The following is a 21482-nucleotide window of genomic DNA, read 5'->3' as shown; positions in this document are numbered from 1 at the left end:
CCACACCATTATACCGCATTCCCTTTCCTTATACGAGAAAAAGACCACCGATAGGTGGCCTTTTTCGACAGGCTGAGGCCCCCGCGGGAAATATCCCGCGAGGGCCTTTTTTGTCTGATGAACCTTTTACTGAACGCGGCGGCGCAGCAGGCTGTAAGCAGGCAGCGCAGTTTCGCAGGGGATGGTGTATTTCATGGTGGCGTGGGGCGTGCTCTCCACCTCTTCACCCAGCTCATTTTTGATCCATTCCGGGGTCAGGGTGACGCGTTCGCCCAGCGGGGTGAGCGCTTCGATGGTATCGCCCAGGCAGAACTTGCCCCGCTGGCTGCACTGAGCCACGCCGTCCTGCCAGCTTTCCACCACGCCGATAAACTCCCAGTGGCGCAGGTAACCGCCGTTTCTGGTCTCCTGCTTGGCCTGTTGGCGGCCGAAGTAGAAGCCCGGCGAGTAGGGCCGGTGGCTGGTGCGATCCAGCTCTTCAAACACATCGTCCGGGCAGGTGTATTCCTCGGCGGTGGGGTCCTGCAGGAAGGCGTCCAATGCCTTGCGGTAGGCGCTGGTCACGCTGGCCACATAATAGGCGGTCTTGGCCCGGCCCTCGATCTTCAGACTGTCCACACCGGCCTGGCAGATCAGGTCGATGAAGGGGGCGGTGCACATATCGTTGGCGTTCAGGATATAGCTGCCCTCTTCGGTCTCACCGATTTCCATAAACTGGCCGGGGCGGGATTCCTCCACCAGATGATACTTCCAGCGGCAGGGCTGGGCACACTGGCCCCGGTTGGCGTCCCGCCCGGTCATGTACTGGCTGAGCAGGCACCGGCCGGACACGCTCATGCACATGGCGCCGTGCACGAAGGCTTCCAGCTCCAGATCGTCGGGCACATGGGCGCGGATCTCGGCAATGGCCCGCAGATCCAGCTCCCGGGCCAGCACCACCCGCTTGGCTCCCAGATCATAGGCAGCCTTGGCGGCGGCCCAGTTGGTGATGCCCGCCTGGGTGGAGAGGTGAATTTCGGTGTTCGGGGCATACTGCTTGACCATGGCCAGCACGCCCAGATCGGCCACGATGAAGGCATCCACACCGGCGGCTACCGCATTCTGGATGGCTTCAGGGATGCGCTCCAGCTCCTCGTTGGTGGGCAGGGTATTCATGGTCAGATAGATCTTCTTACCCCGGGCGTGGGCGAAGGCGGCACCTTCGGCCAGCTGCTCCGGGGTGAAGTTGCCGGGCGCGGCACGCATGCCGAACTCGGTCAGACCACAGTACACCGCATCCGCGCCGTAGCGGATGGCATATTGCAGTCGCTCCAGATCCCCCGCGGGGGCCAGTAATTCCGGAATGGGAAGCATAATCGTTTTCCTTTCTCGTTTTCACAGCCGGGGGGGGGCGCAGAGAGATTTTCTCCCGCGCCCCCGCCGCTTTGTTTCCTTGTTTATTTTACGCTGAATGCCTTGGACACATTGGCATCGTGCTCGGCTTTGGTCTTGGCATAGTAGTACACGCCGTTTTTATCGGTCACGAAGAAGTAGTACTTGCCGTCCAGATACTCTGCATCCGGGTAGAGGGCTGCCTGGATGGCATCAATGCCCGGGTTGGAGATGGGGCCTGCGGGCAGGCCGTTCAGCTCATAGGTATTGTAGGCATTGTAGATATTTTCGGGGATGTTGTCCCAGCCACCATAGTAGGGGGCAATCCAGTTGTAGATGTAGTTGTTGTCATCCGGATTCTGCACATAGCTGCTGGCATTGCTCTCCAGCCGGGGATAGGGGGAATCCTCCGCCAGCCGGTTATGGAACACTGCGGACACCCGCGCATCCTCAGAATTGCCGGCCTCCTCCTGTACAAAGCTGGCCAGGGTGACAACCTCTTCCAGCGTCATGCCCAGCTCGCTGGCCCGCTGGCGCATCTCCGGGGTAACCTTTGCGTCGAACTCGGCATAGAGCTTGTCCACATAGTTATAGACCGTATCGTCCACAAAGAATTCGTAGGTATCCGGGAACAGGTAGCCCTCGCACTTCATGAAGCGGTTGGGATCCTCCGGAATCTCGTTCCAGAACTCATACTGGCTGAAATCGCCGTTGTTGGCCACATCCAGGAATTCCTCAGCGGTGCACAGGCCGGCTTCCTCCATCAGCTGGGCAAACCGCTGGGCGGTGATGCCCTCCGGGAAGGTGACACTCACGGTTTCCCTCTTGGCATACTGGCTCATGGTCTCAATGATGGAATCGTAGCTCTGGCCCTGCACCAGTGTGAAGTCGCCGTATTGCAGATTGGCGCTCTTGCCGGTGTACTTCAGGTAGTAACGGAAGATGTTGGGATATTTGATGACGCCTGCATCCTTCAGGCTGCGGGCAATGGACGCGCTGTTTTCGCCCTGCTGCACGGTGACCAGAACCTCATCGCCAAGCTGGTCGCGGCCGTTCACATCCTGCATGATGCTGAAGGCCCCAAAAGCGGCCGCAGCCAGCAGCACAACAACCAGCACAACCAGCACGAGGCAGCCTTTGTGGCCGCGTTTGGGGGGCTGATCCGGGTTTTGGTAGGTTTCACGACGGTATTTAGCCATAGTAACTTCCCTGCACTTTCTTATTCCCTGAGCGGCGCGGGGTGCGCCGCCCTCTGATTCACTCCATGTCCAGCATCAGGCGCATATAGCCTTCCTGCACGTCAAAGGGCCGATCAAAAAACTGGATCATGCCGTAATCCCGGGCCACGCCCTCACCCAAAAACAGATTCTGCTGGACGCCCAGGGTAATGTGGGCCTGTTCCGCGCCGGTTTTATCCCGTGCGGCTTCCATCAGTTTTTCCGCGGCCCGGTCGCCCTCCGCAAACAGCTCCACAAAATCCAGCGTCTGATCGTCCTTTTTAAAATAAATGCCGTAGCCGTCCTCACTGGACACAATGGTTCCACCCAAGGTGTAAAGATCGGTGAGCACCAGAATATAGCCCGCATTGTTCAAAAAGACCGCATCCGGCGCAAAGCGGCGGCGCAGCGCCTCCAGCCCCTTGGCGGTGACGGAATCAAAATCCGCCTGGGCCCACAGATTGCGGCGGATGGGGCGGGTGAATTCCCGCAGCCCGAACGCCTTCTGAAAGCCCCGCTGGGCATAAAAATCAAACAGGCTGGCACCGGCGGGGATGAGCACCGCGAAGCTCCATCCGCGCAGCAGCAGCTGGCTTCGGGCGTAGTCCATCAGTTCGGTCATCACACCCTTGCCCCGCTGCTCCGGCCGGGTGCACACGCCGTAGTAGTAGGCGCCTTTCCGGCCCTGCAGCGTGACGGGCACTGCGCACAGGCTGGCAATGACCTGGCCCTCTTCTTCCGCCAGAAAAACGTTTTCATACCCGGCAAACTTTTCAAAAATATTGGCGGCAACCGGTTCCGGATCCCCGAACACCGCCGAAAACAGCCCGGTCAGCTGGGCTGCATCGCTTTTCTCTGCCACACGAAACATGGCTTCTTTTCCCTCCCCCTGGCCGCATGCGCGGCGAAGGTCATTTATTCAGTACCGCCCGGTACTTGGGCTCGATGATAATGGGATTGTAGGACAATTTTGCCTTGCGCAGGCCTTCCGAACCCACATCGTCCTCCCGGTTGATCATCTCATAACCGGCGCAGACCTGACGGGCCATTTCCCGGTTAATAATATTGTACGCGCCGTTTACCTCATACAGTGCCTTCTCCACGTTGGTGTCGAAGATGCGGTCGTTGATGGCGCTGCCGAAGGAGTAGGCCACAATGCGCCCACCGGCGGTGATATAACCGCCCTCAATGGGCAGCTCGGTGTAATGGTCGAATACCATTTCGATGGCCTCGTGCTCCATCTGGATGCCCGGGTCATCCTTATTGTCGGCCAAAGCGGCCCACTCCCGGTTGAACTGCCGCACCAGAGGCAGCGATTCCTCGGTGATGGCATGGAACTCCCAGTCCGGGTTTTCCCGGATAAAGCGGGACACATGGTTGCGCTTTTTCTGGAACTTTTTGCCCGGCAGATCGGCCAGCTCGGACCGGTCATAGATGTATTCGTAGTCGTCGCGGACCGCTTCAATGGTGAACAGGCCCGGGTACCACTGCTCCAGCCGCTGTTTTGCCTCCACTGAAACGCCGTAAAGCCAGGCGGGCTCGCTCTGGGCTCTGGCATCCGCGATGATGGCATCCACGGTGGCTTTTTCGTCACCGTGGCCGGAGGGGTACAGATAATGGAAAATACCGCCCCGGTGGCTGCGTGCGATCACATGATCGCCAAAGCGGGCCACCTGGGTGTCGTACGCCCTGCTCCACAGATAGAGGGTCACAAAGGCGTAGGTACTGGTCATATAACCACTGGCATGCAGCAGCGGGGTCACCCACTGGGCATCCTGCGGTTCGATGGGTTTGAATGTCAGCATAAAATCTCCTTGGTCGCACACAGCACATCCTCATGAATCTGCTGGATGGTGCGCATCCCGCCTGCCTCACAGCAGGCAACGGTCACCCAGCCCAGCGCGGCGGCGCAATGCTTGGCCGCCCGCTGGCTGCGTGCCAGATACTCGGTATCCTTTTCGTGTATGTCTTTCTTTGCTTCGTCGCCCTGATAGCGACCGGTCATCAGCGCCTGGCTCACCGCCGGGTCCACTTCCAGATAGATCACCCGATCCGGGGCGGGAATTCCGATTTTATTATACTCAAAATCGAACAGCCAATCCAGAAACGCCTGCCACTGCTCCGGCGGCAGCTTGGAGCACTGGTGCACCGCATTGCTGGTGGTGTAGCGGTCGGCGATCACAATGCCGCCTTCGCGGTAGAACTCGCCCCACTTCATCTTGTAGCTGGCGAACCGGTCTACCGAATAGAAGGCGGAGGCCGCGTAGGCGTTTACATCGTCCGGATGGCTGCCGAACTGCCCGCCCAGATACATCCGGACCAGAGCAGAGGAATCGCTGGCATAGTCCGGAAAGGTGATCTGCATCACGTTTCTGCCCTGGGCCTGAAGGGCTTCGGCCAGCGCCCGGGCCTGGGTGGCCTTGCCGCTGCCGTCCAGCCCTTCGATCACGATCAGCTTGCCGTTCAACGCTCCAGCGCCTCCTTTTTCAGCGCGGCGTACTTTTCCCGCATGGCCAGAGTTTCGCCGCAGCTCATGGCGCCTTCCGGGCAGGCACCCTTCACGCAGCCGGGGCCGGACATCTGGAACAGAGACGGGGCGATGGGATACACCAGCCGCAGCATCTCGTCCGCCAGCGCCCGAATCTCCCACTGGGCCCGGTTGCAGCACCGGTGCCGGAAGAAGTTCTGCAGGCTGCGGGCGTTCATGGTCACCACCATCTTGGTGTCGCAGGCGTTGGGCAGCACGAAACGGGCATCCTCAATGGCCATCTTCTCGGCCTTCTTGGCGGCCTCGGCCTCGCTCATGCCCTGCGCGGTCAGCCGGCGGATGTGGCCGTCCTTCAGAAGGGCGGCGATGCGCTTGTAGTTCTCGTTCTCCTGCGCCATGGCGGTCTGGAATTCCTCCAGCGCCGCCGGATCCGCCTCGATCTCGGGCGGGGTTACATATTCAAACTGATCCAGCCGCACATAGCGCTGGCTCTGCACACTGTAGCTGGCGATGCGGTGGCGGGTAATCTGGGCCAGCAGGCTGCGGGACACACCCTCAATGGCAAAGGTGAAGCTCACATGCTCGGTGGGGCTTTCGTGGCCCAGCTTTGCCAGCCGCTCCACAAACTCCCGGCTTTTCTCCGGGGTCAGACCCGCCAGCAGATCGTCGATGCGGGCGTTGGAGTAGCACAGCTTTGCCGCCGCGGCCACCACCTTTTCCGGTTCCGGGGTATATGCGATCAGAGATACGTTCAACATTGGGTTGCCTCCAAAGGTTATTTGATCAGGGTCAGGGGAGCGTAGTTCGCCATGGTCTTTTTCACGCCGGCCTTTTCAAACCGGATTTCCACGATGGTGTCGCCCGCAGCGGGGGTCGCCTTGAGCACCACGCCCCGGCCGAACACCTTGTGCTCCACCACGTCGCCGGGCTTGAAGCTCTTGGAGCCTGCACCGGCAGACGCCGCCGGGCGGGCGGGTGCCGCCGCGCCCACAGTGGACGTTCCGAACCGGCCGGAGGGCGAAGCGCCGAACCGGCTGCCGCCGCCCGTGGATGCCGCTGCACTCCGGCCGCCGAAGCCGCCGGACGCGCCCCACTCCCGCCGGGGAGCAGCCGCAGCACCACCGCCGAAGCCCGCGCCGGAGCCAAAGCCATGGCCGCCCTCGCGGGATGCGCCGCCAAAACCGCCGAAGCTGCCGAAGCCGCCGCCCCAGGAAAGCCCGCCGGACACCGCCGGGCTTTCCTCCATATCCAGCAGATCCGAGTCGATCTCATCCAGGAAACGGGAGGGCGGGTTGCGCTGGGTGCGCCCGAAGATCATCCGGCTCTGGCTGGAAGAGAGATACAGCTCCTTCTTGGCCCGGGTGATGCCCACATAGCACAGCCGGCGCTCCTCCTCCAGCTCCTCATCCGAGAAGCGGCACATGTCGCTGGGGAAGATGCCCTCCTCCAGACCGACAATAAACACATAGTCGTATTCCAGGCCCTTGGCAGAGTGCATGGTCATCATGACCACCACGTCGTTTTCCTCGTCGTAGCTGTCCAGATCCGAGATCAGGGCAACCTCTTCCAGAAAGCCCGCCAGCGTGGCCTCCTCACCCTTCTGGTCCGCGTAGGTCTTGACGCTGGAAATCAGCTGGCCAAGGTTTTCCAGACGGGATGCGCCCTCGTCGCCCTGGGCCTCCAGCATCTTCTTGTAGCCGGTGATTTCCAGCAGGCGGCTCACAAACTCGTCCAGCGGCAGGGTCTCGCTGGCCTGCACCAGCTTCAGATAGATGCCGTAGAAGCCGTTCAGCGCGCTGGCCGCCCGGCTGATGGCCGGGTAATCCTTCGCGTTTTCGCACACGCTCAGCAGGTTGACTCCCAGCCCGGCGGCGATCTCGCTCATCTTGTCCAGCGTGGTGGCGCCGATTTTGCGGGCCGGCTCGTTGATGATGCGCTTTAAACGCAGGTCATCGTTGGGGTTTGCCACGATGGACATATAGGAAATGATGTCCTTCACTTCCTTACGGTCGTAGAACCGCTGGCCGCCCACGATCTTGTAGGGGATGCCCGCACGGGCGAAGTAGGTTTCCACCGGGCCGGACTGGGCGTTCATGCGATAAAGCACCGCGTGATCCCGCAGACGGGCGCCCTCCTTCAGATGCTGACCGATCACAGTGGCGATGTGGGACGCCTCGTCCTGCTCGCTTTCCGCCAGATAATGATGCACCCGGTCGCCTGCGCCGTTCTCGGTCCACAGGGTCTTGCCCTTGCGGCCCTGATTGTTCTTGATTACGCAGTTGGCAGCGTCCAGAATGTTGGAGGTGGAACGGTAGTTCTGCTCCAGCCGGATCACCTGCGCGCCGGGGAAATGCTGCTCGAAGTTCAGGATGTTTTCGATGGTGGCGCCGCGGAACCGGTAGATGCTCTGGTCGTCGTCACCCACCACGCAGACGTTCTTGTAGCCGCCGGCCAGCAGACGCACCAGATGGAACTGGGCCACACTGGTATCCTGATACTCGTCTACCAATACATAACGATACTTCTGCTGATAATACTCCAGCACATCGGGATTTTCCCGCAGCAAAAGCACGGTGTAGTAGATCAGATCGTCAAAATCCATGGCGCCGGCCTTTTTCAGTCGGGCGGAGTAATTCCGGTAGACCTTGGCCAGCAGGCCGGCCTTGGTATCCTGCGGGGCTTCCATTGCCTCGTCCGGGCTGATGAGCTGGTCCTTCATCCGGCCGATCTGGCCCATGGCGGACTTGATGGGCAGGAACTTGTCGTCCACCAGCAGCTCCTTGTAGACCTCTTTCATGGCCCGTTCCTGGTCGCTGGTGTCGTAGATGGTGAAGCTCTTGGGGAAGCCCAGCCGGTCGGCGTCCCGCCGCAGCATCCGCACACAGGCGGAGTGGAAGGTGGAGGCGTTCACGTCCGCGCCCGTCTCCTCGCCCAGCATGGCAGCCAGACGAGCCTTCAGCTCCCCTGCCGCCTTGTTGGTGAAGGTGATGGCGAGCACGTTCCAGGGGCGGGCGTTCTCGTACCGCAGCAGCCGTTCCAGCCCGGGGGCAAGGGGCGCTCCGGTTTCCACCGCAGCCTTCAGAGCGGCCAGCTCCCCTTCGCCCACCGGCCCGGGCAGCCAGTCGGAGCCGTGGGCCTTGCCGAAGCGGATAATGTTGGCGATGCGGTTGACCAGCACCGTGGTCTTGCCGCTGCCCGCGCCCGCCAGAATGAGCAGCGGGCCCTCGGTGGAAAACACGGCCTTTTTCTGCACCGGGTTCAGCCGGCCGAACTGCTTTTCAATGTAGGCGTCGCGGTATTTCAAAAACTCGTTGGTCACGTTCATGGAAACTCCTTGTCCCGATCGGGCCGCAAAACCGGCCAATCGCACAGATATGCACTATCGGTTTACATTATAGCACAAAGCCCCCGCCAACAAAAGACGGGTTTGCCGGGAAATCGGCGACATGATCACAGACGACCAGCATACCAGCCGGAAAGGCCGTCTGTCTGTGGCCGGGGCAACAGCCTTTTTTCCCACGCAAAACGGCAGCCCTCTGCCCCACGTGCGGGACAAAGAAGGCTGCCGCAAAATTCAAATGGTTCAGCGCCGGCCCAACCGGGGGGTGGCGTCCTGGAAGCCGGTTTCCAGATCCTCACCGATCACCAGGCAGTGGGCAGTGCCCAGGGCCACGCAGTTCACGGGATCGGGAGAAACCCGAACCTTCACCTTCAGCTCCTGGCTCATGTATTCGTCCAGACCTTTCAGCATGGAACCGCCGCCGGTGAGCATGATGCCGTCGGTGAAGATGTCGCCCGCCAGCTCCGGGGGAGTTTTCTCCAGCACCTGATGAGCCGCCACGGTGATCTGCTCCACCAGAGGCATCACCGCCTCATACAGATCCTCGGTCTTAACCGTGAACTTCTGGGGCAGACCGGTGAGCAGGCTGCGGCCCTTCACTTCCATGCTGGAGGTGAAGGTGCTGGGCTTGCAGCAGGCCACCTGCTTTTTCAGCTCCTCGGCGGTACGCAGGCCGATGGCCACATTGAACTTGGAGCGCACGAACTTCATGATCTCGTCGTCGAAGGTGTTGCCCGCCACGTTCACGCTGGTGGCCCGAACCTTGCCGCCCAGGCTGATCACAGCGATATCGGTGGTGCCGCCACCGATGTCCACCACCATGTGGCCGGTCGGCTCGCGGATGTCGATGCCGGAACCGATGGCCGCGGCCATGGGCTCGTCGATCAGGAATACCTGCCGGGCGCCTGCAGCCACCACGGCCTCCACCACAGCATCGCTCTCGATGCCGGTGATGGCGGCGGGCACGCACACCGCAACCCGGGGCTTGATCAGGCGGGAATCGTAGACCTTGTTCACAAAGCGGCAGATCAGCTCACGGGTGAGCATGTGGTTGGAGATCACGCCGTCCTTCAGGGGGCGGATGGCCGAGATGTAGTTGGGGGTACGGCCCACCATGGCCAGCGCCTCGTCGCCCACCGCCAGCACCTGATCCTTGCGGTTGTCCACCGCGACCACGCTGGGCTGATTCAAAATAACACCCTTGCCCTCCACCGCGATGATGATGGTGGTGGTGCCAAGGTCGATGCCAATGTCATACTGTGCCATATCTTCATTCCCTCTCTATCTGCAAAGCGCGATTCTATCGCGCAAATTGTGTCTCTGCCAATGTGACCGCAAAAACGTCCAGCGCACCGGCGGTGCGCAGCGCCTTGGCGCAGTTGGACAGGGTGGCCCCGGTGGTGATCACATCGTCCACCAGAAGCACCCGTCTGCCCTCCACCGCAGCCGGATTGGTGGCTCGGTAGGCATTTTTCACGTTTTCCATCCGCTGGCTGGCGGTTTTGCCCTCCTGCTTTTCGGTGCGGCGGGTCTTTTGCAGCGCGCCGCAGTCCAGCGGAGTGTCCAGAGCCCAGGCCAGCTGACGGGCCAGAAGATCCGGCAGGTTGTACCCCCGTTCCCTGCCGGATGCCGGCACCGGAACCACCAGATCAAACCGGCGCAGCACCGGGCTCTGTTCCAATCGTATTATACCACGCTGCTGCCGGAAAGTACATCCAAAAATCTCGGCGGCCATCCAGACGCCCAGCTCCCGGACACAGTAGCCCTGACCGCCGTTTTTCATCCGCAGAATGGCCTCGCGCACACAGCCGTCGTAGCGGCAGACCGCCGCCGCACCGCTCAGATGCTCCATACAATGTTCGCTGTCGGGCAGGCGCGGGATCATCAGCTTCAGCTGTTTCAGCTCCGGCTCACAGTCCGGGCAGCGGGTGAGGAACCCCAGCACCCGCCCGCAAAAGGGGCAGCGCCGGGGAAAAACCAATACCCGAAGCTGCTCGGCCCACAGCCACCGTTCGCCCCTCACAGGCTGGCCCCGTTGCGCAGCAGGTCTGCAAGGCAGCTGTACCGCAGATTCTGGCGGATGTTCTCGGTCATACGGGCCACGGTATCCGGCCGACCGGCCAGAATGCACAGCCGCTTGGCACGGGTCACGCCGGTATACAGAAGATTCCGGTAGCACAGCTTTTCCGGCAGATCGCTCACCGGAATGACCACCGCGGCAAACTCGCTGCCCTGGCTCTTGTGCACGGTGACCGCGTAGGCGATCTCCAGCTCGGGGATATTCTCGGCGGTGTACACCAGCTTGCGGTCGTCCATCTGCACCAGCAGCGCCCGCTCGCCCGGATCCACCCCCAGAATCACGCCCAGGTCGCCGTTGAAGGCGCCCACACCCGCTTCGCCGCCGTCCCGCTCGTAGGGGATCAGGTAATTGTTGCGCACCTGCATCACCTTATCGCCCAGACGGAACACCTGCCCCGCCATTTCCAGCTGGGGCTTGTCCGGCGAGGGAGGATTGAGCATCTCCTGCAGGCGCTGGTTCAGCGCTGCGGTGCCCACCGGGCCGATCTTGGTGGGGCAAAGAACCTGAATGTCCCGGATGGGGTCCAGGCCGTAGCTTTTGGGCAGGCGGGTGGCCACCAGATCGCACACCAGCTGCTGGCAGGCTAGGCCGCTTGCCTGTAAAAAGAAAAAGTCGCTGTTCCGGTCGCCCCGCTGGGGCACCAGTCCGTGCACGATGCGGTGGGCGTTTTCCACGATCATGCTCTGATTCTGCTGGCGGAAGATGCGGGTCAAACAGACGGTGGGCACCACCCCGCTGCGAATCACCTCGCTGAGGATGTTGCCCGGGCCCACGCTGGGCAGCTGATCCGCGTCGCCCACCATGATAATACGGCAGCCATGCTTCAGGGCTGCCAGCAGGCTCTGGAAGAGCTTGGCGTCCACCATACTCATCTCATCCAGCACCACCACATCGCACTTGAGCAGGTTTTTCTCATTGTGGATGAAGCGCAGCAGATGAATCTGGGGGTCATAGTCCACCTCCAGCAGCCGGTGGATGGTCTGGGCCTTCTGGCCGGTGAGCTCGCTCAGCCGTTTGGCGGCCCGGCCGGTGGGGGCGCACAGCGCCACCCGGTCCGCCTGATTCTGGAACAGGGCCAGAATGGCATTCACGGTGGTGGTCTTGCCGGTGCCGGGGCCGCCGGTGAGCACCATCACGTTGCTGCACAGGGCCGTTTCGATGGCTTTGCGCTGCTCCGGCGCATAGGCAAAGCCCTGCGCCCGCTCCAGCGCCCGGATGTTCGCCTCCAGATCCCGGGGCTGGGTGGCCGGGTAACGGGTCAGCTCCCACAAGCGGGCGGCAATGTCCTGCTCGGCCCGCAAAAGATCCGGCAGATACAGATATTCCCGCCCCTCACAGATGTAGCGGGCCACCTCGCCCTCAGCGATGGCCGCGTCCAGCTCCCGGTCGATGGCGTCCTCGCCGATCTTCAGAAACTTCGCGGTGGTGGTCAGCAGCTGGGGCCGGGGCAGGCAGGTATGACCGTTGCCCCCGTTGTGACGCAGCACATACAGAATACCCGCCCAGAGACGCAGGCTGCCGTCCTGCGCCAGCTGCATTTCGGCGGCGATGGCGTCCACCTGGGCAAATTTCAGCCGCAGCGGCTCGCCGCACAACAGATACGGATTCTGCCGGATGGCCTCCACGGTGTTCGGCCCCAGATGGCGGTAAACCTCCACCGCCCGCACCGGGCTGATGCCAAACCGGCCGAGATAGGCCACCGCCTCCCGCACGCCGAACATACGGCGGAACTCGTTGCTGATGGCCATGGCCTTATCCGAGGTGATGCCCCGCAGTACGGTGAGCTTTTCCGGCTGGTTGGCAATCACCTCCAGCGTGTCCGCTCCGAAGGTTTCCACCAGCTTTTTGGCGGTGGCCGGCCCGATGTAGGGCAGCGCGCCGCTGGAAAGATAGGCCAGCGTGGCGGCTTCGTCCTGAGGCATGGTGGCCTCGCAGGAAGTGGCCTTGAACTGGGGGCCATGGGTGGGATGGTTTTCAAAATGGCCGTAGAGGGTGACGCTTTCACCCACATTCACCTCGCCCAGCACACCGGTGACCACATGCAGCTCGCCCCCGGCATTCACCTCAAACACCACATAGCCGGTGTCCCGGTTTTCATAGATCAGATGCTCGATGGTACCTTCCATCCGCAGCAGCTGCTGTTCCTGTTCCATGGCCTCTGCCCTCCTTTCGCCGCCCCTGGCATTTTTCCTTATTATAATATGGATCAGGCTTCCGCCTTTTTCTCCGGCGGGTCGCCCAGATGTTCGAAAATACTCCGCAGCACCAGCACCGCCGCAATGCTCAGAATGACCTCGGCCACGGTCTGCGCATAGGCAAGGCCATACAGAGGCCAGATCAGGTTCAGGATTACCAGCGCGGGGATCTCCATCACGATCTTACGCAGCACCGCGAACAGCAGCGCCTGCCGCCCCATGCCACAGGCCTGGAACACACCCACCGCCAGAAAATCCATGCACAGGAAGGGCAGCGCCAGGCACATGCCGTGCAAAAAGCGGGAGCCGTAGGCCACGGTCTCGGGGTTCTCCATAAACAGGGTGATGAGCAGGTCGCTGTTGAACCAGTACAGCACACTGAGCATTGTCAGGAAGGAAAGCGCCAGCCGTGCTGCAAAGAAGAAACACCGCTTCATGCGGCGGTAGTTGCCGGAAGCATAGTTGTAGCTGACCAGCGGCATAAGCCCCTGCGAAAGACCCAGCGCCACATAGAAGGGCACCTGATTGATCTTCTGGGCGATACCCATGGCGGCGACCGCGTTGGAGCCGTACGCAGAAGTGAAGTTGTTCAGCACGGTCATGCCGGTCACGTTCAGAAGGTTCTGAATGGCGGCGGGAATACCCACGCCGCACACGCCCAGCACCACCTGCCGGTCCGGCTTACAGGGCCGCAGACTGATGCAGCTGCTCTTGCGCCGCACCACCATCAGCACCAGAAAATAACAGCATGCCACACAGTTGGACAGGAAGGTGGCAAGGCCCGCACCCGCTGCGCCCATGTTAAAGCCCCAGGGCAGAATGAACACAGGATCCAGCAGAATATTCAAAAAACAGCCGCTCATGGTACCGATGCTTGCATGCAGTGCCGCGCCTTCGCTGCGCACCATGTGGGCAAGCACCACGTTCAGAATCGCGGGCACCGCACCGCAGCAGGTGGTCCAGAACAGATATGCCTGTGTGGCAGCCGCATTTTCCTCGCTGGCGCCCAGCACCTGAAGAGCCGGAGCGGAAAAGAAGAGGAAAAGCAGCGAGATCAGCGCCCCGCAGAACAGTGAGCACCAGAAGCCAAAGGACGCACTCTGGCGGGCGGTTTGTTTATCGCCCCGGCCCAGCGCCCGGCTCATCATGCTGGAGGATCCAACGCCGAACAGATTGTTGATGGCATTAAAGGCCAGCAGCACCGGCGCTGCCAGTGTGACCGCCGCGTTCTGCACCGGGTTATTGAGCATGCCCACAAAGTAGGTATCCGCCAGATTATACAGCACCATAACCAGAGAGCTGGCAATGGTTGGCATGGCCATGGAAAGGACAGCCTTTGACACCGGAGCCTGTTCGAATAAATAGGTGCGATCGCTCTGCATAATACCCTCCCCGCCTGTCGCGGCGGGAGCATTTTCCCGGCGTGGGGCGTTCTGGACAACATCCGAAATTTCGGCAGCCGCCCCTTCTTTCACCCCGCAGGGCAAGAAGGAGGCAACGCCGCCGCAATACATTTTATCATAGCACAGCGGCCGGCTTTTTTCAACGCCGACGGCCCGTGTGGTCAAGCCGCTACAGACGGCCCGTGTGGTCAAGCCGCTCTTACCATCTGCCGCTCGCTGTGGTACAATGGCAGCAGAACCACAAAAACACCCCAGGAGGTACACAGAATGTTCCGACCGATGCGAAGAAAAAGCAAGGAGATTGACCCGCAGGCAACCCGGGAGCTGCTGCACAGCGCCCGGATCGGCGTGCTGGCCGTTCAGGGCGACGAGGGCTACCCCTATGCCATTCCCGTTAATTATCTGTATGAGGAGGAAACCCGGCGCATCCTGTTCCACGGCGCAGGCGCAGGCCACAAGGCGGACGCCCTGCGGGCCTGCAGCAAGGTCTGCTTCACCGTGGTGGGCAGCGAAACGGTAAAGGCCGAGCCCTGGGCGCCGTTTGTGCAGAGCGCCGTGGTGTTCGGGCAGTGCCATATGGTGGAGGATCGGGAGGAAACGCTGCGTCTGGTTCGGAAAATGGCCATGAAATATTACCCGGACGAAGCCACCGCCGACGGAGAAATCGCCGCATCCGGCGCAGCGGTGCGAATGTTCGCCATTGAGATCGAGCACCTGAGCGGCAAGGAGATCCAGGAACGCTGAGGCACAGCCGATCAGCGTTTTTCGCCCGCCGCAATAAAAGAAAACCGCCCGCCAAAAGCCCTCAAGGCCCTTTGGCGGACGGTTTTCTTTCGTTTTTTCTGTTTTACCGGCGCTTCGATCAACCAATGAATCCCCGGATCAGTACCAGCGCGAACACAATCTGGCAGGCGCCCACGCCCACGCCGTAGAGCATGGCACGGGGCCCTTCGGCGGCAAGATCCCGGAACTTCACCCGCATGCCGATGGCAGCCAGAGCAATGATCTCGAACTGCTGGCTCACCAGCTTGGCCGCATGGCTGACCACCGGAGGAATCACGCCCACGCTGTGCAGGATGGCCATGATGAAGAATCCGATGATGAACCAGGGCACGCCTGCCTTCACCGCACCGTGGGCACCCGCCTCGGACTTGGAGAACAGCGGGGCGTCATCCGTTTCCACATTCATGCGGGAATAGACCAGTGCCACCAGCACAATGAACACGATGCGGATGATCTTGAAGATGGTGGCGGTCTCCACCACCTCGCCGCCCACCAGCTGGGCGGAGGCGATTACCTGACCGATGGACTGCAATGTGCCGCCAATCATGGCGGAGGTGTGCAGCACCTCGTGCTGGTAAACCACGCCGGTGAGAATGGGCAGCACCACCATCAGAATGGTGCCGGTCACGTTCACAATGGTGATGGAGATGCCTTTATCCTTGCTGTCAGCCTTGACCACCGGCGACACGGTGGCAATGGCGGAGGAGCCGCACACCGCGTTGCCCGCGCCCATCAGCAGGCTGAACTTTTTGCCGAAGCCCATCTTGCGGCCGATCAGGTAAGCCACCGCAACAGTGAGCGCCATCTGGCAGGCGATGAAAGCCAGGCCACTCAGACCCAGAGCCAGAATATCGCTGAGCAGCAGGCTGGCGCCGGTGAGCACGATGGAATATTCCAGCAGATTCCGCTCGGAAAATTTGGTACCCGCATCAAAGCAGGGCTTGTTCAAAAAAGTGTTTCCGCACAGGATACCCAGACCGATGGCGAACAGAGCCGCGCCAATGCTGGGGAAAAACTTTGCGATGCCCTGGGCGATCAGTGCCAGTACCAGGCAGACCAGAAAGCCGGGAGCGTGTTTGGTGACGAACTGTTTCATAATATAGCCGCATTCCTTTCGTAGTTACAGGTTCCGGAAGGCGGCTGCTGTTACACGCCGCCCGGCGCCGGGAAATGCTGCCTTGCATGTCAACATTTCTCTGCCCGCACTTGATTATACGGCCGATTTCATATAAAATCAAATTAGTATTTATCGCCAATTCATAAGTTATATTTATAGGAAGTGTGATTGTATGCTGGATCCCAAGCTCCATACCTTTTTGCTGCTGGTGCAATGCCAGAGCACAACCCGCTGCGCCGAGCTGCTCCATCTGACCCAGCCCGCTGTAAGCCAGCACATCAAGGCGCTGGAAACAGCCTACGGTGTGAAGCTGTTCGTGAAGGAAGGGCGGCGGCTTGTTCTTACCCCTCAGGGGCAGCGTCTGGCCCAGCTTTGCCGCCGTCTGGCCACACTGGATGAACAGATTGCCCGGGAAATGCATCAGGCAGACACCCCTACCCTGCGCTTCGGGGCCACCCTTTCCATCGCGGACGGACTGATGCCCTCGGTGCTGCCCCGTCTGGTGGATCAGTTCCCGGAAATTCAGTTCCACATGGTGGAGCAGAACACCCATGCCCTGCTGGAACAGCTGGAAAACGGGCTGCTGGACTTCGCTCTTATTGAAGGCAACTTTGACCATCGCCGCTACGACTACTCCCCCTTTTTCGTGAGCCGTTTTGTGGGCCTGTGCAGCCCCACCAGCCCCTACCGGGTGTTTCGCCGCCTGCGGGATACCCTGCAGGCCCCGCTGATTCTGCGGGAGAGCGGCAGCGGTACCCGGGATATTTTTGAAGGGGAATGCCGGGCGCATAATCTGGCGGTGACCGACTATGTGAGCCTGTGTGAGATCGAACACATTCCCACCCTGCTGGGCCTTGTGGCCGCGGGCAAGGGCATCACCTTTGCCTACGAGGCCGCCGCCCGGAGCCTGCTGGCGCAGAACCGGCTGCAGGTGATGGAATTGGAGGATCTGCAGCTGGAGCGCCCCTTCCACTTTGTCTGCCTGCCGGGCAGCCCCCGCTCCGAGCTTCTGGCCCGGATGGCCCGGGCGGTAACACAGGCCGCCGAAACCTGTGCCGGAGCAGCTCTTTAATTAAAAAGACACCCGCCCGCCGGAGACTACCGGCAGGCGGGTGTTCTTTATGCGTATGGATTGAATCAGGCCAGAGCGGCTTTCAGGGCCTCCACCCGGTCAGTGCGCTCCCAGGTTACACCCAGATCCTCACGACCCATGTGGCCATAGGCAGCCACCGCACGGTAGCCGGGCTTGCGCAGCTCCAGCGCGCTGATGATGGCGGCGGGGCGCAGATCGAACACCTTGCGCACCGCGGCTTCCAGCTCCTCGCTGTTGTACTTGCCGGTACCGAAGGTATCCACCAGAATGCTCACCGGCTCGGCCACGCCAATGGCGTAGGCCAGCTGGACCTCGCACTTTTCCGCCAGACCGGCAGCCACGATGTTCTTGGCAACCCAGCGGGCGGCATAGGCAGCGCTGCGGTCCACCTTGCTGGGATCCTTACCGCTGAAGGCGCCGCCGCCATGGCGGGCATAGCCGCCGTAGGTATCCACAATGATCTTGCGGCCGGTCAGGCCGGAGTCACCCTGCGGGCCGCCCACCACGAAACGGCCGGTGGGGTTGATGTAATACTTGGTGTTCTCGTCCAGCAGTTCAGCGGGAATCACAGGGCGGATCACCTGCTCCATCACGTCACGGCGCAGCTGCTCCATCTCCACATCCGGGCTGTGCTGGCTGGAGATGACCACTGCATCCACGCGCACGGGCTTGCCGTCGTCGTATTCCACGGTTACCTGGCTCTTGCCGTCCGGCCGCAGGTAAGCCATCTGGCCGTTCTTGCGCACCTCGGTCAGGCGCTTGGCCAGCTTGTGGGCCAGACTGATGGGCAGCGGCATCAGCTCGGGGGTCTCGGTGCAGGCATAACCGAACATCATGCCCTGATCGCCGGCGCCGCCCACCTGATCGTTGGTGCCCAGTGCAATGTCCGGGCTCTGCTCGTCGATGTTGGTCAGCACGGCGCAGGTGTCGGCGTCAAAGCCGTACTTGGCGCGGGTGTAGCCAATGTCCCGGATCACATTGCGGGCAATGGTCTGAATATCCACATAGCAGCTGGTGGTGATCTCGCCCATCACATGCACGAGGCCGGTGGAGCAGGTGGTCTCGCAGGCCACGCGGGCATTGGGATCCTTTTCCAGAATGGCGTCCAGCACAGCGTCACTGATCTGGTCGCAGATTTTGTCGGGATGGCCCTCGGTTACGGATTCAGAAGTAAAGAAACATTTCGGCATGGTGTTGCCCTCCTTGGTTTGTATGCGCCCAAAGCGCAGGATTTGGCTGAAAAGCAACTTGCCGGAAACTGCAACAAAAAGCGCCCAAAGGCCCGAAAGCCTTTGAGCGCCGTTACGCTTATCTTTCGGTTTCCCGCAGGATTTGGCACCTTGCATCATGCAGGTTGCCGGACTTCACAGGGCCTGTTCCCTCCGTCACTCTTGATAAGTTGCTATTCAATTTTCGAGACATACTATAACACACCCAAAAGGGTCTGTCAAGCACTTCTTTACCGGTTACGGCCGTGCAGCACCGGGCTGAGGGGCTTGTAGATCAGGAAGGTGATCAGCGAAACGATCAGTCCCTTGACCAGAGTAAAGGGCATGTTGAAGATCAGCAGGCATTCCAGCAGGCCGTTCACGCTGGGGCGCAGGGCACGGTAAGCGTCGATGATCAGGTCGATGCCGCCGAACATGGCGCTGTAAACCGGGTAGCTCAAAAAGTAGTTCACCGGCACAGAGATCACAGCCATGACCACAGAGCCCACCAGAGCGGCGATTACCGCGCCCATACGGGTCTTTTTGTATTTGTAGATCACGCCGGCGCTGCCCACAAAGGCTGCACCCAGCAAAAAGTTGCACACCTCGCCGATGCCGCCGGTGGAGCCGTGGAAGATGGCGGCCAGAATGTTCTTCACCAGGCAGACCACCACGCCGGACACGGGGCCCATGCTGAAAGCGGCCAGCAGGGCGGGCAGCTCGGAAATATCCATCTTCACGAAGCTGGGAATGAACATGGGCAGGCTGAAATCAAAGAACATGAGCACGGCCGCCACAGCAGACAGCATGGCGGTAACGGTCATGTTGCGTACCCGCCGGGTAGAGCGGGCCATGGTGGTGGGTTCAGCGGTTTTTGCGGTTGTCATAATCATTTTCCTCCCGGGCATATTGCCCAACATATTTTGGAAAGTCGGCCCCAGTGTGTTGCCCGGCAGGTAAAACAAAACGCCCCTTTGCAGATGGAATACACCTGCAAAAGGGCGAACAACAAACCTAAACGCTGCCGTTTCTTTCATCCGGACTATACCGTCGGCTCTGGAATTGCACCAGATCAGCACCCGGAAACACCGGATGGTCGCGGGCTATACCGCCGGTGGGGAATTTCACCCCGCCCTGAAACTGCTTTCTTAAGCATTATTATATGCGTGCCCGCTGAAAAATGCAAGTGTTTTGTGAATTTTGTTTTGCAAAAGCTGCATATAACTTTTTTGAAAGCGGGGTGTGTGATATACTATGAATGTACCCGTGTTCGACAATCTGCACGGGATAAAAAATTCAACAGGACGGATCACTGCTATGATCGAAAAAATCACAGAATATATCCTGAACACCGACGGCGCGCTCTTTCAGCTGGTTATCAGTCTGATTGTGTTCGTTGTATCTTACCTGATCAGTCGGCTTGTGCGCCACAAGATCATGCCCTGGCTGATGAACCTTTTAAACAAAAAGGAAAAGAAGGGCCCCTATGTGCTGGCCAAGGGCTTTTCCCGCCCGGCACCGGTGGCGGTATGGACCACCGGCATCTTCCTGGCCTGCGCTCTGCTTCCCCTGCCCGCAGACCTGGGCGGCGCTCTGACCAGCCTGATGAGCAAGCTGCTGCGGGTAACCATGATCTGCCTGCTGGCCTGGGGCCTGATCGGCAGCAGCGACCTGGGGCCGGTGCTCTTCCACGATGTGCGGGGCAAGCTGGACCTGGATGTGGACAACACCGTTGCCAACTTTCTGAACAAAGTTCTCAAGGGCACCATTCTGGTATTCGCCATTCTGATGCTGCTGCAGGAGCTGGGCTTCCCGGTGGGCAGCCTGATCACCAGCCTGGGCATTGTAGGCCTGACTCTTTCTCTGGCAGCCAAGGATTATGCCACCAACTTCTTTGGCGGGCTTGTGGTTATTTTTGAAAAACCCTTTGCCATTGGCGACTGGATCTGGTGCTCCGCCGGTGAGGGCGAGGTGGAGGATATTGCTTTCCGTTCCACCCGTATTCGCCAGCTGAACGACTCGGTTCTGGTGATTCCCAACAGCATTCTGGTGAGCAATGCCATGATCAACTACAGCCAGATCAACCGCCGGCTTGCCAAGTTCAGCCTTGGCGTCACCTACGATACCACCCGCAGCCAGTTGGAGAGCCTGATGGCCGACATCCGCGCCATGCTGGCCGCCCGGGAGGATGTGCACAAGGACACCATCCGGGTGCAGCTGACCGGCTTCGGCGCTTCCAGCATCGATATTCTGATTCAGTTCTACACCACCACCGGCGCGCTGGCTGAGTTTTTGAAGATTCAGGAAGCCATCAATCTGGATCTGATGGATCTGGTATACAAAAACGGATGCAGCTTCGCCTTCCCCTCCACCAGCGTTTACATCGAAAAAGCCCCGGCCTCCGCGCCTCGGGCCTGACCGGAAAACAAATGCCTCCGGGCGGTTTCCCAACACTAGGAATCCGCCCGGAGGCATTCTTTTTTACTGCTTTTCCGCCTGCTGCCAGCCGCGCAGAATCTCCAGCGCATCGGCAAGGCTTGCGGCCGCGGTAACGCCCTGCGGCACCGGCCGGCCCTCGGTATTCAGCCAGATGGTACGGATGCCCAGCTTCGCCGGGCCCAGTGCGTCGCCCTGCAGCGAATCGCCAATGTGCACCACCTGATCCGGGGCAAGGCCCGACAGCTCAAGCGCCAGCTGATAGATGCCCGGATGAGGCTTGGGGCAACGGGCCATCTCGCTGGTGACGATGCCCGCCGGAACAATACCGCACTGGCGCACCGCCTGCTCCACATATCCGGTATCGCTGTTGGTCACCAGCCAGACCGGCAGACCGCACCCGGACATAAACTCCGCAGCGCCCTCACACAGGCCCGGCGCGGCCCAGTGCTCGGCCATTTTATCGCACAGCGCTTTCGCATCCTCGCTGGAATGATACTCTTCCAGCAATTCCTGATAGCTTTCCAGCGCCAGTTCATACTGGGTGCGGAAGGTATCCCCCCAGGCCGCCTGCTGCTTTTCGCCGTAGCGTTTCCACCAGGCGGCAACCACTGCCTTCGGGTTCTTTTCGCTGCCGCTTTCGCAGACGCGCCGGATCACCTCGTAAGAGGCGGGGCCGTATTCCGGCACAAGCGTGCCGTAAAAATCACAAAAAATTGCCTGAATCATACGAAACCTCTCTTTCGGCTTT

The 21482-nt window shown here is 60.5% G+C and carries 18 protein-coding genes and 2 riboswitches; of the genes, 3 read left to right on the top strand and 15 right to left on the bottom strand.

Going from position 1 to position 21482, the window contains the following annotated elements; translation table 11 throughout:
* Positions 1–126: 126 nt before the first annotated feature.
* The 11 genes from ACESYO_RS07305 to ACESYO_RS07255 form a co-directional block, all read right to left on the bottom strand.
* Positions 127–1353, bottom strand: coding sequence for a peptidase U32 family protein (locus ACESYO_RS07305; protein ID WP_058965171.1), 1227 nt, complete (start codon positions 1351–1353; stop codon positions 127–129).
* An 83-nt stretch (positions 1354–1436) separates the two neighbouring features.
* On the bottom strand, positions 1437–2570 hold the full coding sequence (gene mltG / locus ACESYO_RS07300) for an endolytic transglycosylase MltG (protein WP_276871933.1): 1134 nt from the start codon (positions 2568–2570) through the stop codon (positions 1437–1439).
* 58 nt (positions 2571–2628) lie between these two features.
* Positions 2629–3459 (bottom strand): GNAT family N-acetyltransferase, encoded by an 831-nt coding sequence (locus ACESYO_RS07295; RefSeq protein ID WP_346672310.1) that lies wholly within the window; start codon positions 3457–3459, stop codon positions 2629–2631.
* A gap of 40 nt (positions 3460–3499) precedes the next feature.
* Entirely contained in the window at positions 3500–4393 is an 894-nt protein-coding gene (locus tag ACESYO_RS07290; protein WP_276871930.1) for a DUF2156 domain-containing protein, read from the bottom strand.
* Complete coding sequence (locus tag ACESYO_RS07285) at positions 4387–5055, bottom strand: dTMP kinase (protein ID WP_058965175.1); 669 nt, start codon at positions 5053–5055, stop codon at positions 4387–4389. Before ACESYO_RS07285 ends, ACESYO_RS07290 begins: the two co-directional genes overlap by 7 nt.
* Positions 5052–5834 (bottom strand): FAD-dependent thymidylate synthase, encoded by a 783-nt coding sequence (gene thyX / locus ACESYO_RS07280; RefSeq protein ID WP_058965176.1) that lies wholly within the window; start codon positions 5832–5834, stop codon positions 5052–5054. The genes ACESYO_RS07285 and thyX overlap by 4 nt, the downstream gene beginning before the upstream one ends.
* A gap of 17 nt (positions 5835–5851) precedes the next feature.
* Positions 5852–8401, bottom strand: a complete 2550-nt coding sequence (locus ACESYO_RS07275; RefSeq protein ID WP_373209644.1) for an ATP-dependent helicase — start codon at positions 8399–8401, stop codon at positions 5852–5854.
* A gap of 258 nt (positions 8402–8659) precedes the next feature.
* Positions 8660–9682 carry a rod shape-determining protein gene (gene mreB / locus ACESYO_RS07270; protein WP_058965178.1) on the bottom strand — a complete coding sequence of 341 codons (1023 nt, stop codon included), beginning with the start codon at positions 9680–9682 and terminating at the stop codon, positions 8660–8662.
* Between the two features lie 34 nt (positions 9683–9716).
* Positions 9717–10439: a ComF family protein gene (locus tag ACESYO_RS07265; RefSeq protein WP_373209645.1), complete on the bottom strand. Its 723-nt coding sequence runs from the start codon at positions 10437–10439 to the stop codon at positions 9717–9719.
* Positions 10436–12649, bottom strand: coding sequence for an SF1B family DNA helicase RecD2 (gene recD2 / locus ACESYO_RS07260; protein WP_058965180.1), 2214 nt, complete (start codon positions 12647–12649; stop codon positions 10436–10438). The genes ACESYO_RS07265 and recD2 overlap by 4 nt, the downstream gene beginning before the upstream one ends.
* Positions 12650–12702: 53 nt before the next feature.
* Positions 12703–14073 (bottom strand): MATE family efflux transporter, encoded by a 1371-nt coding sequence (locus ACESYO_RS07255; RefSeq protein ID WP_373209646.1) that lies wholly within the window; start codon positions 14071–14073, stop codon positions 12703–12705.
* A 288-nt stretch (positions 14074–14361) separates the two neighbouring features.
* Between ACESYO_RS07255 and ACESYO_RS07250 the strand changes: the two genes are divergently transcribed.
* The gene (locus ACESYO_RS07250) at positions 14362–14838 is read left to right on the top strand and encodes a pyridoxamine 5'-phosphate oxidase family protein (protein WP_283128347.1); all 477 of its coding nucleotides are present in this window, start codon (positions 14362–14364) and stop codon (positions 14836–14838) included.
* Positions 14839–14956: 118 nt separating this feature from the next.
* On the opposite strand, the gene ACESYO_RS07245 is transcribed toward ACESYO_RS07250, so the two are convergent.
* Positions 14957–15973, bottom strand: a complete 1017-nt coding sequence (locus ACESYO_RS07245) for a YeiH family protein (RefSeq protein ID WP_373209647.1) — start codon at positions 15971–15973, stop codon at positions 14957–14959.
* Between the two features lie 193 nt (positions 15974–16166).
* On the opposite strand from ACESYO_RS07245, the gene ACESYO_RS07240 reads away from it, so the two are divergent.
* The gene (locus ACESYO_RS07240; RefSeq protein WP_058965183.1) at positions 16167–17066 is read left to right on the top strand and encodes a LysR family transcriptional regulator; all 900 of its coding nucleotides are present in this window, start codon (positions 16167–16169) and stop codon (positions 17064–17066) included.
* Between the two features lie 65 nt (positions 17067–17131).
* Here the strand turns inward: ACESYO_RS07240 and metK are convergent, their stop codons facing one another.
* Together metK and ACESYO_RS07230 are read right to left on the bottom strand one after the other, a co-directional pair.
* Positions 17132–18277 (bottom strand): methionine adenosyltransferase, encoded by a 1146-nt coding sequence (metK, locus tag ACESYO_RS07235; protein WP_283128349.1) that lies wholly within the window; start codon positions 18275–18277, stop codon positions 17132–17134.
* A gap of 115 nt (positions 18278–18392) precedes the next feature.
* A riboswitch (SAM riboswitch) is annotated at positions 18393–18488 on the bottom strand.
* A gap of 58 nt (positions 18489–18546) precedes the next feature.
* Entirely contained in the window at positions 18547–19182 is a 636-nt protein-coding gene (locus ACESYO_RS07230) for an ECF transporter S component (protein ID WP_242868399.1), read from the bottom strand.
* A 134-nt stretch (positions 19183–19316) separates the two neighbouring features.
* A riboswitch (FMN riboswitch) is annotated at positions 19317–19441 on the bottom strand.
* A gap of 171 nt (positions 19442–19612) precedes the next feature.
* On the opposite strand from ACESYO_RS07230, the gene ACESYO_RS07225 reads away from it, so the two are divergent.
* The gene (locus ACESYO_RS07225; RefSeq protein WP_058965185.1) at positions 19613–20713 is read left to right on the top strand and encodes a mechanosensitive ion channel family protein; all 1101 of its coding nucleotides are present in this window, start codon (positions 19613–19615) and stop codon (positions 20711–20713) included.
* 63 nt (positions 20714–20776) lie between these two features.
* On the opposite strand, the gene ACESYO_RS07220 is transcribed toward ACESYO_RS07225, so the two are convergent.
* Positions 20777–21460 (bottom strand): HAD family hydrolase, encoded by a 684-nt coding sequence (locus ACESYO_RS07220; protein ID WP_058965186.1) that lies wholly within the window; start codon positions 21458–21460, stop codon positions 20777–20779.
* Between the last annotated feature and the right edge of the window lie 22 nt (positions 21461–21482).

Origin of the sequence: Allofournierella massiliensis (genome assembly GCF_964241245.1) — a bacterium.
Lineage (GTDB): Bacteria > Bacillota > Clostridia > Oscillospirales > Ruminococcaceae > Allofournierella > Allofournierella massiliensis.
Note: the sequence above shows the minus strand (reverse complement) of the source record. Positions and strands in the feature narration are given on the sequence as shown.

What these genes read in the sequence shown, in the direction of transcription:
- ACESYO_RS07305 (WP_058965171.1), bottom strand. Translation starts at nt 1,353, where the DNA reads ATGCTTCCCATTCCGGAATTACTGGCCCCCGCGGGGGATCTGGAGCGA.
- mltG (WP_276871933.1), bottom strand. Translation starts at nt 2,570, where the DNA reads ATGGCTAAATACCGTCGTGAAACCTACCAAAACCCGGATCAGCCCCCC.
- ACESYO_RS07295 (WP_346672310.1), bottom strand. Translation starts at nt 3,459, where the DNA reads ATGTTTCGTGTGGCAGAGAAAAGCGATGCAGCCCAGCTGACCGGGCTG.
- ACESYO_RS07290 (WP_276871930.1), bottom strand. Translation starts at nt 4,393, where the DNA reads ATGCTGACATTCAAACCCATCGAACCGCAGGATGCCCAGTGGGTGACC.
- thyX (WP_058965176.1), bottom strand. Translation starts at nt 5,834, where the DNA reads ATGTTGAACGTATCTCTGATCGCATATACCCCGGAACCGGAAAAGGTG.
- ACESYO_RS07275 (WP_373209644.1), bottom strand. Translation starts at nt 8,401, where the DNA reads ATGAACGTGACCAACGAGTTTTTGAAATACCGCGACGCCTACATTGAA.
- mreB (WP_058965178.1), bottom strand. Translation starts at nt 9,682, where the DNA reads ATGGCACAGTATGACATTGGCATCGACCTTGGCACCACCACCATCATC.
- recD2 (WP_058965180.1), bottom strand. Translation starts at nt 12,649, where the DNA reads ATGGAACAGGAACAGCAGCTGCTGCGGATGGAAGGTACCATCGAGCAT.
- ACESYO_RS07255 (WP_373209646.1), bottom strand. Translation starts at nt 14,073, where the DNA reads ATGCAGAGCGATCGCACCTATTTATTCGAACAGGCTCCGGTGTCAAAG.
- ACESYO_RS07250 (WP_283128347.1), top strand. Translation starts at nt 14,362, where the DNA reads ATGTTCCGACCGATGCGAAGAAAAAGCAAGGAGATTGACCCGCAGGCA.
- ACESYO_RS07245 (WP_373209647.1), bottom strand. Translation starts at nt 15,973, where the DNA reads ATGAAACAGTTCGTCACCAAACACGCTCCCGGCTTTCTGGTCTGCCTG.
- ACESYO_RS07240 (WP_058965183.1), top strand. Translation starts at nt 16,167, where the DNA reads ATGCTGGATCCCAAGCTCCATACCTTTTTGCTGCTGGTGCAATGCCAG.
- metK (WP_283128349.1), bottom strand. Translation starts at nt 18,277, where the DNA reads ATGCCGAAATGTTTCTTTACTTCTGAATCCGTAACCGAGGGCCATCCC.
- ACESYO_RS07230 (WP_242868399.1), bottom strand. Translation starts at nt 19,182, where the DNA reads ATGACAACCGCAAAAACCGCTGAACCCACCACCATGGCCCGCTCTACC.
- ACESYO_RS07225 (WP_058965185.1), top strand. Translation starts at nt 19,613, where the DNA reads ATGATCGAAAAAATCACAGAATATATCCTGAACACCGACGGCGCGCTC.
- ACESYO_RS07220 (WP_058965186.1), bottom strand. Translation starts at nt 21,460, where the DNA reads ATGATTCAGGCAATTTTTTGTGATTTTTACGGCACGCTTGTGCCGGAA.